8 protein-coding genes are annotated in these 9,531 nt (G+C 39.3%); 4 read left to right on the plus strand and 4 right to left on the minus strand.

Annotation, left to right across the window (positions count from 1 at the left end; genetic code table 11):
- From AC1DPQ_RS08455 to AC1DPQ_RS08470, 4 genes are all read right to left on the minus strand, one after another.
- The coding region (locus AC1DPQ_RS08455; RefSeq protein WP_477608795.1) for a carboxypeptidase-like regulatory domain-containing protein at positions 1-1,192 on the minus strand (1,192 nt) is incomplete at its 3' end.
- A gap of 170 nt (positions 1,193-1,362) precedes the next feature.
- Positions 1,363-2,385, minus strand: a complete 1,023-nt coding sequence (locus AC1DPQ_RS08460) for a FecR family protein (RefSeq protein ID WP_477608797.1) — start codon at positions 2,383-2,385, stop codon at positions 1,363-1,365.
- Between the two features lie 492 nt (positions 2,386-2,877).
- The gene (locus AC1DPQ_RS08465) at positions 2,878-3,468 is read right to left on the minus strand and encodes an RNA polymerase sigma-70 factor (protein ID WP_477583661.1); all 591 of its coding nucleotides are present in this window, start codon (positions 3,466-3,468) and stop codon (positions 2,878-2,880) included.
- Between the two features lie 72 nt (positions 3,469-3,540).
- On the minus strand, positions 3,541-4,950 hold the full coding sequence (locus AC1DPQ_RS08470; protein WP_477583659.1) for a S41 family peptidase: 1,410 nt from the start codon (positions 4,948-4,950) through the stop codon (positions 3,541-3,543).
- A 191-nt stretch (positions 4,951-5,141) separates the two neighbouring features.
- On the opposite strand from AC1DPQ_RS08470, the gene AC1DPQ_RS08475 reads away from it, so the two are divergent.
- From AC1DPQ_RS08475 to AC1DPQ_RS08490, 4 genes are all read left to right on the plus strand, one after another.
- Positions 5,142-5,378 (plus strand): hypothetical protein, encoded by a 237-nt coding sequence (locus tag AC1DPQ_RS08475; protein WP_477583657.1) that lies wholly within the window; start codon positions 5,142-5,144, stop codon positions 5,376-5,378.
- Positions 5,379-5,523: 145 nt separating this feature from the next.
- Positions 5,524-6,114 (plus strand): RNA polymerase sigma-70 factor, encoded by a 591-nt coding sequence (locus tag AC1DPQ_RS08480; RefSeq protein ID WP_477583655.1) that lies wholly within the window; start codon positions 5,524-5,526, stop codon positions 6,112-6,114.
- Positions 6,115-6,273: 159 nt separating this feature from the next.
- On the plus strand, positions 6,274-7,281 hold the full coding sequence (locus tag AC1DPQ_RS08485; RefSeq protein ID WP_477608799.1) for a FecR family protein: 1,008 nt from the start codon (positions 6,274-6,276) through the stop codon (positions 7,279-7,281).
- A gap of 183 nt (positions 7,282-7,464) precedes the next feature.
- Positions 7,465-9,531, plus strand: a 2,067-nt coding sequence (locus AC1DPQ_RS08490; protein WP_477608801.1) for a SusC/RagA family TonB-linked outer membrane protein, incomplete at its 3' end; no start/stop codon positions are given.

A 9,531-nucleotide genomic window follows, 5' to 3' on the forward strand; every position in this document is an offset into this window, starting at 1 on the left:
AAATGGTACGGTCGGTGTGTTGTAAATCGGCAGGGAATTTTCTTCTTCCGTCGTCAAATCCGAAATAATCATATTTACCGCGCTGATGGCTTAAAAAATCTTTACCTGTGCTTTCATCGTTGTAAGCAGTACCTGCAGTAAAACCCATGAAATTTTCAGTGGGGATGTCTTTAGTGTTAATTTGGATCAATCCACCACCAAAACTGCTGTTCATATCAGGAGTAACTGTTTTGCTGACAACTACATTGTCAACTAGGCTGGAAGGAATGAGATCGAAAGAGAAATTGCGGGTTTGGGCTTCTGTGCTTGGCAGGGTAATCCCATCTAACTGGGCAGTGTTGTAACGTTCGCCAATACCACGCACAAGTACCAGTTTATTATCTATTGAGCTTAGCCCACTAATGCGTTTCAAACTTTCACCAATGTTTTTATCCGGTGTTCTGCCAATTTGTTCTGCGCTGATGCCATTGCTGATTTCGGAGGCGTTTTTCTGCCGGGCCAATAAACCCTCAACTGATGCTTTTTTGTAACTGGCCGTTACCACCACTTCCTGAAGGCCTTTTGCATCAGGTTTTAACGAAATGTCTAATGGTGTATTTTTGTCTGCCTTTACGTTTACCTCGCTAATGCGTTGGGTAACAAAAGAAATATAACTAACCTCTACAGTATAAGTACCAGGTTCAATGCTTAAAGTATAACTTCCATCACTGGCGGTTTGCGTGGCTTTGCCTGTTTGGATAACCTTTATGGAGGCACCAGGAAGGGTTTCACCTTTTTCATCAAGTATTTTCCCCGATATGCGTCCAGGTTTTACCGGATCAGGAAGTTTGTAAAGCAATATGGTATTGGTATCAGCAAACCTATAGGCTACCCTGGTTCCTGAAAGTATTTTTTTGAGGATCAGTTCAAGGGGCATGTTTTTTACCTCGAGGCTTATTCTGCTGTTCTGGCTAAAAATCGATTTATTGTAATTAATCGACAAGCCTGCTTTTTCCTCTAAAAGACTAAGGGCATCCGAGATGCTCATTTCGGCTATTTTGATGCTTACACTACTTTCTCCTGGTGTTTGCTCAAAGTTTCTTGCTAATGCCTGATTTGACAAAAGGGCGCACAACACCAACATAAATGCCGCTGGCCTGTAATCGAAATTGATAATATATTCTTTTATATATTCATAAAACCCTATTTTCATAGGTTCAAGATGTTTTTTAATTCTCACGGGTTAAAAACTTTTGTTTAGGAGCTGGATTGTTCGAGCAATCCGGCTCCATGTTTGTGTTAAGAGGTTTAATTTATTTTTCATAGGTGTAAATCCGGTAATAATGCGCAGGTATGTTGCGCGCTCAAGTATAAGCTAACCTATCATTGGCAGCCCTCCCCCCATACGGTAATTGTTTTAGTACCGGTATCTATTTTGTATTTCAGGTGTTTCCCACTCATTACATGTAGCTCTTTCATCACATTGGTAATACTTTTGTTCGAAAAGGTGGCATTAAACCTGCATTGATTAAGTTTATTACTCTTCAGCTCAATGTGTACATTGTAATATCTTTCCAACGATTTGAGCATATTTGGTAGCGTTACATCTTTAAAAGCGAAGCTATTTTTGATCCAGGCATTTACTTCTGTTATCCGTTCAGTATGTACAGTATAATTACGTTCCTTTAAATGATACAATATTTTCATGCCAGGAGTAAGTAGCGAAAGTTCTTTTAGTTTGCCTTGGCTGTTTTCCGAAACCTTCACTTTACCAGTGCGCACGGCAACGCTAAAGGTTCCATCTTTCGGGTAAGCATAGATATTAAACGAGGTTCCCAAAACCTGTGTCTGCATCTGCCCGCTATGTACAATAAAGGGGCTGGTGGTATCGCGTTTTACTTCAAAAAAAGCTTCTCCATCAAGCTGTATATTTCTTAAACGGCCCTTCACAAAATGTGATGGCCAGGTAAGCTTACTTCCGGCACCGAGGTATACAATAGAACTATCAGGTAAAATCAATCTTACTTTCTCGCCTTTTTGGGTGGTTTTACTTAAAAAGGCAATGGCTGTTTGTACAGGTTGTTGTGCTTTCTTATATGCATACCAGCCAAGCGATGCAGAAATGATGACTACAATTGCGGCGGCATATTTTAATAGTGGGAAGAGTGATCGGCTTTTTGGTTGGCGTTCCTCAACTTTATTCCATATCTGTGCAAGTCCTTGAACTGCGGCTAAAGAGTAATCGATTTCGTCCRTTTGTTTTGTCCAGGCTTTTTCCATTACATGGTGAAATTCACAATCGGCGTTTGCCGGGTCGGCCAGGTACTCCATCAGGATTTTTTCTTGCTCCGGATTGGTTTTACCTGCTAAGTAATGTTCAAATAGTATTTTAATGTTTTCTTTCACTTTAATGTTTGTAAGCTTTTATGCTGCGCGCTACTGTATATATGCACGAAACCTTTGATACAGCTATGTAGAAAAATATTTTTTTAGAATAAATTGTAAAGTGTTGTTTAATAGGTAATTAATTTTTGTGATCGGAGGTGGATAGATCCTGAAACAAGTTCAGGAGGACGACCGCTTGGGCTGCACTAGAAAAACCTTAATGTCCTTAACTTTTTAATGATGAAATGATGGATGATGTAAAAGGGAATATGGGTTGGGAGGATTAATAACCAATGATCAATAGCAGCCGGCTAAAAGTTAATGATAAAAGCAATAAAGATCCTGACCACGAAGTAGCTATTAGGTCTAAAAATCAATAAGAACAGCTAATAAAACAAGTTCAGGAGGACGCGCCGCTTGGGTTGCGCTGGATAAGCCTTAATGGCCTTAATTTCTTAATGATGGAAAATGGATGAGGAGAGGGCGCTTATCTTAACGCTCCACGCTAACCGCTTAACAAAAAAACACCAATAGAAAAAATAATATCGTTTCTGGAGAATAAGTGCTAAAATATTTCCGCATTATACCCAGTGATTTTTTGAGGTGATTGTTTACCGTGTTTTTGGAGATGCCCATCAACTGCGATATTTCCTCATGCGTATGGTGATCATTTCTACTCATCAGGTATATTTTTTTTACCTGTGGAGAAAGACTTTCTATTGCTTCCTGTGCAATCTGTTTAGTTTCTTTGGCATTAAGTTCGTCTTCTATGGTATTAAAAGACTGCTCATGCTTAAGGTTTTCGCTACTGTAAGCTTTTTCTCTGGCTTTTTTACGAAGTGTAGCGAGGAAATTGTTGCGGATAAGCGTATAAAGAAAAGCATCAAAATTCTTTTGCGGGTCGATCTTCGATCTGTGTTCCCAAAGCCTTACAAAAACATCCTGAGTAAGTTCTTCAGCTTCTTCCTTGTCTCGTGTAAAATGGTAGGCATAACCATATATTTTTTTGCGGTACTGATGGTAAATTTCATTAAATGCAACTGAATTGCCAGTTTTTACTGCATTCAGGAGTTTTGCGTTTTTAAAATCTTCCAACTGTTCCATAAGTAGCGGTTATGGGAGGCAAGTTAGTGGTCGCGTTTAAAGTTAATGTTAACACAATGAAAACCTTTTCTATCACTTTAATCGGTGCGTAGTTACGATACTCTGTTGGGCAGATTCTGCCCTCGAATCCATTAAAATACGATCAGCCCGGAAGTGCTCGGAAACCGCATTATTTATAACAAGTGAAGTTTTGATGGCTTTGCCTGTTATCGCAGCGATAGCTGCTTTTACCATCGGATCTGCAGGATCACCCAGTTGAAGCAAGGGCAAAATACTCATTTCATTGATTGCGATATCGGGGTTGATTCCAGCACTATATCCACCGCTGCCCTGTGCATTAAAAAGTTTATAAACAATCGGGTGCATTTCCCATTTCACCTGTTTAGGGCTTCGGGCATCAAATATCCTAAATGATGCTTCATCTTTTCCCCTTGTTTTTTCGCCGATTAGCACCACCTGAATAAAAGGTTTAAGGTTATTGATCATGACTTCTGAGGCAGATGCCGTGGCAGCTGTTGATAAAATATAAACCCGACTTAGGCCAAGGTTTTGTTGTAAGAGGGTATTGAAATTTACGGTACCATCGAAAGTAGCTGCAGTACCAATAGATTCTGTTTTGGCTCCGCCATTTTTATTGCCCCTGTAGGTAATGAAAGGTTTATCGAACGATACATTTTTAGCAATCATGGCACATATGCCTGCTGCTTCTGCTACCTGACCACCAGCGTTATAACGGAGATCGAGGATAAGCTCAGATATGCCTTCGGCTTTAAAATTACTAAAAACAGGAGTGAGTGAGCTAGCCAAACCGCCATTAAAATCCAGAAAATAGAGGTAGCCAATTTTTTTTCCGTCGCTTTCTATAACCTTGCTAATCTCCCGTTGGTCGAGTATTATACCTTTACTTAAGTCAACACTGCGTGTATCTGTCCAGGTATTGTTATTCAATTCGGCTAAACCTAAAGAAAAACGGTCGCTGTTTAAGATTTCGGTTTGCAAAGCCTGTGCATTCGTAGCGGTTAAGGTTTTGCCATTAATTTTACTGATGTAATCTCCACGTTTCAAACCAGCCCTCGAAGCCGGAGAATCCTTTAACACAACTTTAATGATCCCGATAACTTTTGCGCTGTTTTGGTCGCTTACCGTTGCATAATCAAAACCAAAATTTCTATTGCTGGGGGTTGTGGTGGTGGGGTCGTTAGGGACATTGATATAGGAGAAGCGATCGGATGAATTGCGGATGGAATTAAAAAAATCTTTTGGTGATAAACTGATATTAGGATCGCCCGGCAATTGCTCATTCCAATAATAGTAGCGTTTAAGGCTATCGAGTATCCAAGTGTTAATGCTCTCGTTGCTTCCAATTGGGTAATCGGGGTTTTTATTGCCCTTTTTGCATGAAGGCAGAATGGCTAAAAATAGAATGACAAGATAAATGCTGTAATAAGTTGCTCTTTTTAAGTGTGTTGTGGGGTTTGTCATCGCCTTTCCTAATTTTAGGAACAAACTTAAAGCTACTATTGTTAACTCGAGATTAATTTTCAAAGTCACTTTATCTATCGAATATAGCCTTAAAAGAAAAGGTTTCCTTCGTTAACTTATTATTATAAGATCGATTAACCTTAACATAACAATAATTAAATATTAGCTTTTTATAATGTTAACTTTGCGCTGTGAATTTTCCGCTCTATATCTATTACGAACTGCTGATCCGTTTATCTGAAATTGAATCCGAAATTGGTCATTATGTATCCTCAACCACAAATGAAGAAGTTTGTATACTACGTACCACAAACGGTACCGTAAAAGTTCCAGTTAACTTTTTAAAGCGACAGTTCGAAGATCCAAACCTGATCAATAAAGACGAATTAGTAGCATTAGGTAAAGATTTTAAGCCTAGCTACGAGTAATCCGGCACGCGGTCAAATAGATCGCTTCTAACTATAAATTCGCCATTGGTTTACATCCGGTTTATTAATAAATACTTAACATGTAATTAATCAAAAAATAAACTCGGAACTCTAGTTTTGCTGAAAATAGAATCATCCATTTTTTATGGAATATCCCTTACTTTCAGATCGGCAATTACTAGAAGAATGTTCGCGCGACAACCTGAAAGCGTTTAATATTTTATTTGACCGGTATTTTAACAAGCTTTTTAAATATGCGCTTAGTTATGTAAACGATGAATGTTTTGCAGAAGAAGCCATGATGGATTTGATGATGTGGCTATGGGATAAAAGGCATACACTCGAAGTACAGGGAGAGTTTAAACATTATATTTTTAGGGCGGCGAAAAACGCAACCATTAAAGCGATCAGAAAAAAGGCCATCGGAACAGCTTCAATAGAAAGTATAGAAAATCACATCTGCTTTACCAGTAACACCGCGGATTATGCAATTTTAGTGAGTGAACTGGAACAAAACTATCAGAATAAGCTTAATCTTTTAAGTCACAAGCGCAAAATTGTTTTCCAAATGAGCAGGGAAGAAGAGCTGAGCCATGCCGAAATTGCCAATAACCTCAATATTTCGATCAACACGGTAAAAAATCACCTCAAATTTTCATTGAACCATTTCCGTAAAAGTTTGCTGAGATATAGAGATGCCGCATTAATTATTAGCCTTCTACTGCTTTGGCATTAAGCTAATCCTTCCTTTTATTGCTTCAATTAATCTTTTTTTGAAATTAATTTCTTTGATTATCAGTTGTTTATGTGTTTTGTTGGAAATGCATTAGCCCCTTAACGCTTTTTTTGTCCCTTGTTAGTTGAGGGCGATTAATATGCGCCGAGCCAAACAAACATGCCCAAGTTGGTTGATCAATTACTTCTAGAAAAATTCCTTAAAGGTGAATGTTCTGCGCAAGAAGAGCAAATGGTGCGCTTATTCTTAAAACAGCCAGAGTCTGAAATCTTATTAAACGAAATCCTTTCCTCCAATCAGGCCAAAGATTGGGTGCTATTTGAAGCAGAGGATGTACCGCATATTAAACAACGATATTGGAACAGTTCAATCAACCAAAGAATTACGGCCAAACAAGAGGAGCAAGAATTAAAGGCAAAAAAGCGCTTCAATTTTAAATATGCAGCCATCTGGACCGCACTGATAATCACTACATTAAGTGTTTACCTGATCATGCATTTTAGTAAACCCGATCAACAGCTACTGGCTTTTATTGAGCGTAATAACCCAAATGGTCAACGGTCTAAAATAATTTTATCCGATAGCAGTGTCGTTTACCTTGGTGCCGGCAGTCGCTTAAGGTACCCGGAAACATTTTCGGCAGCTAAAAGAGAAATTACCCTATATGGAGAAGCTTTTTTTGAGGTAACAAAAAATCCAAAAAAACCTTTCATTATTCATACCGGAAAGGTTAGCACCCAGGTTCTTGGCACCTCTTTCAGAATAGCGGCATTTAACAATAAAGCCCTAACGGTAGAAGTAGCAACCGGAAAAGTAAGGGTAGACAGAATAAGCGGAAATAGGGTCGAATCATTGGCAATCCTTACACCTGGACAACGGGTGGTTTATTTCCGTGGCAAAGCCAATACCGAAGGTATCGACATTGCTGATGTTACTGGTTTTAAATCATCGCAGCTGGCCTTCCATAATTCGACCCTTTTAGAAATCTGTGAAACACTTGAGCGCTGGTATAATGTTAAAATCATTTTCAAAAAACGGCAAAAATCGATGGAACGGATGACCCTAACTATGGATGCAACTGTTTCAATAAATAAGCTGTTAAATGTACTTTCTGCTGCAGGAAAATTCCAATATAATATTAAAAATAACGAAATAACTATCCGTTAACATTTAAAAAATAGGAAAGGAAATCAATGGATTAAAAATAACAAACTTCCCCATCCATAGGGCGGGGAAGCAGTCTTTATCGCATTATAATCGCTTGCTTTTCGACGACAGAGCGATTAAATGAAGAAAAAAATCAACAATTATTCCGGTCTATAACCGGGCAAACTATTAATATACAAATTTATGCAAAAAGGATTACATCCTACAATTAAGTTTATGATGAGGTGTTCATTTATGCTTTTAATCGCACAGTTTACCTTTATCGGCGTGCTTTTGGCCGGGAGCGTTCACAGCCAGAACCTCGATCAGGTAATCAATATTAATTTAGATCATTCAACTGTTAAAGCAAGCTTGCTCAGCATTCAGGAAAAAAGTGGTGTTAAGTTTGTGCTGCCAGAGCGGTTGCTTAGTGGTGTGAAAACCAAAATTACGTTGGGCCAGCAAACTAAAACGGTAAAGTACCTGATCGAAAAAGTACTTGGCGAAACCAATCTCGAGTATAAATTAGTAGAGGGTTATGTGGTGATTGCTCAAAAACCTGTTCCTCAGCAACCAGGGAATATTTCTGGGCGTATTGTCGACGAAAAAGGTGGCCCACTACCTGGAGCTACTTTAAAAGTGCTCGAAACCGGACAAACCATTCAAACTGATCCTAACGGTAACTATACCCTTTCGTTAAAACCTGGCAACTATACCGTTGAAATTTCCTATATCTCTTTCCTAACGCAAAGAATGACAGGGGTAACGGTAAAAGAAGGTAAAACTACAGCCTTAAGTTTTTCCATGAAACCTGCAGATAATCAGCTTTCGGAAATTGTGGTGAGTTATGGAAAACAAAGGTTAAAAGATGTGACTGGATCTATAGCCACTATTGATGCTACTCAGCTTCAGGATATGCCTGTTGGTCAGTTCGCCCAGCAGCTTCAAGGAAAAATTGCTGGCGTACAGATAGCGCAAACCAGCGGGCAGCCTGGGCGTGGAATAGGGTTTATTATCCGCGGTGCGGCTTCATTTTATTCCAGTAACCAACCCTTATTCGTAATCGATGGTACTCCTATAACCGGAAGTATCAATAACATTAATCCAGCAGAAATTGAAAGCTTTAGTTTTTTAAAAGATGCATCGGCAACTGCACTTTATGGATCGAGGGCAGCGAATGGTGTGGTGCTGATTACCACCAAACACGCAAAACCAGGCGATTCGAAGATAGATTTTTCTACTTATTACGGTATCCAGAAGATTCCAACCGGGAAATTGCCTAAAATGATGACGGCAAGGGAATTTGCAACATTTATGAAAGAGCGTGGAGAAGACGGGTTAAAATATGAGCCAGGTTATACCATCGCTGCAGATTACCATGCCGCTTATGATAATCCCGAACAATACGGTGAAGGAACCAACTGGTTCGATCTCTTAACCCGTTCGGCACCTATCCAGAGTTACGATCTAACGGTTMAATCGGCACGCGAACATTCCTCGTCAACAGTTATTGCCGGATATCAAGAACAACAGGGCGTAGTAATCAATAACGGAACCAAGTTATTTTCCCTAAGATTCAATCAGGATTTTACTTCAGCCAATAATAAACTTAAAGTTGGTTTTAATCTGGCCCCGAGTTATAGAATGGACCATAACAATAGGTTAAGTAGCGATGGTGTTGGTGGTTATTTTGAGCGTTTTTTTGAAGCTAGTCCGTTAATTTCGCCCTATAACCCGGATGGTACTTATATCAGAAATGTGGCCTCTCCAGGGATGGTTGCTTATATCAATCCACTGGCTACTTATGAGCTTACCAACGATGATTATAATACTACCCGCATTTTAGGTAATGGTTATCTGAATTACGAATTTTTGCCAGGCCTTACTGTAAAAACGAATCTGGGCGTAGATAAAGGGGCCGAGATGCGTAAATATTTCCAGGCTGGATTGGTTACAGGAACACAGGGACAAACCACAGGAACAAGTTCGTCGGTTGATAACGGTTCGTGGACTGCAGAAGGAAACCTTGTCTACAACAAAACCTTTGCAAAAGATCATAGTATTGATGCACTTGTCGGATACTCAGCGCAACAATTTAGTACCTACAGCAATACCTTAACCGGACTTGGCTTTGCGAGTGATGATATTGAGTATTTAGGTGCGGCTACCAGTGTAACCGGTAGTAGTGGTGCTGGTTCTTATGCTTTACTTTCTGCAATTGCGAGAATTAATTACGCTTATAAAGGCAGGTATCTTTTATCAGCCGCAGTA

It is taken from the genome of Pedobacter sp. 01T416_2, from assembly GCF_056398925.1.

Coding starts and splice junctions, on each gene's coding strand:
- AC1DPQ_RS08465 (WP_477583661.1), bottom strand. CDS start 3,468: ATGGAACAGTTGGAAGATTTTAAAAACGCAAAACTCCTGAATGCAGTA.
- AC1DPQ_RS08470 (WP_477583659.1), bottom strand. CDS start 4,950: ATGACAAACCCCACAACACACTTAAAAAGAGCAACTTATTACAGCATT.
- AC1DPQ_RS08480 (WP_477583655.1), top strand. CDS start 5,524: ATGGAATATCCCTTACTTTCAGATCGGCAATTACTAGAAGAATGTTCG.
- AC1DPQ_RS08485 (WP_477608799.1), top strand. CDS start 6,274: ATGCCCAAGTTGGTTGATCAATTACTTCTAGAAAAATTCCTTAAAGGT.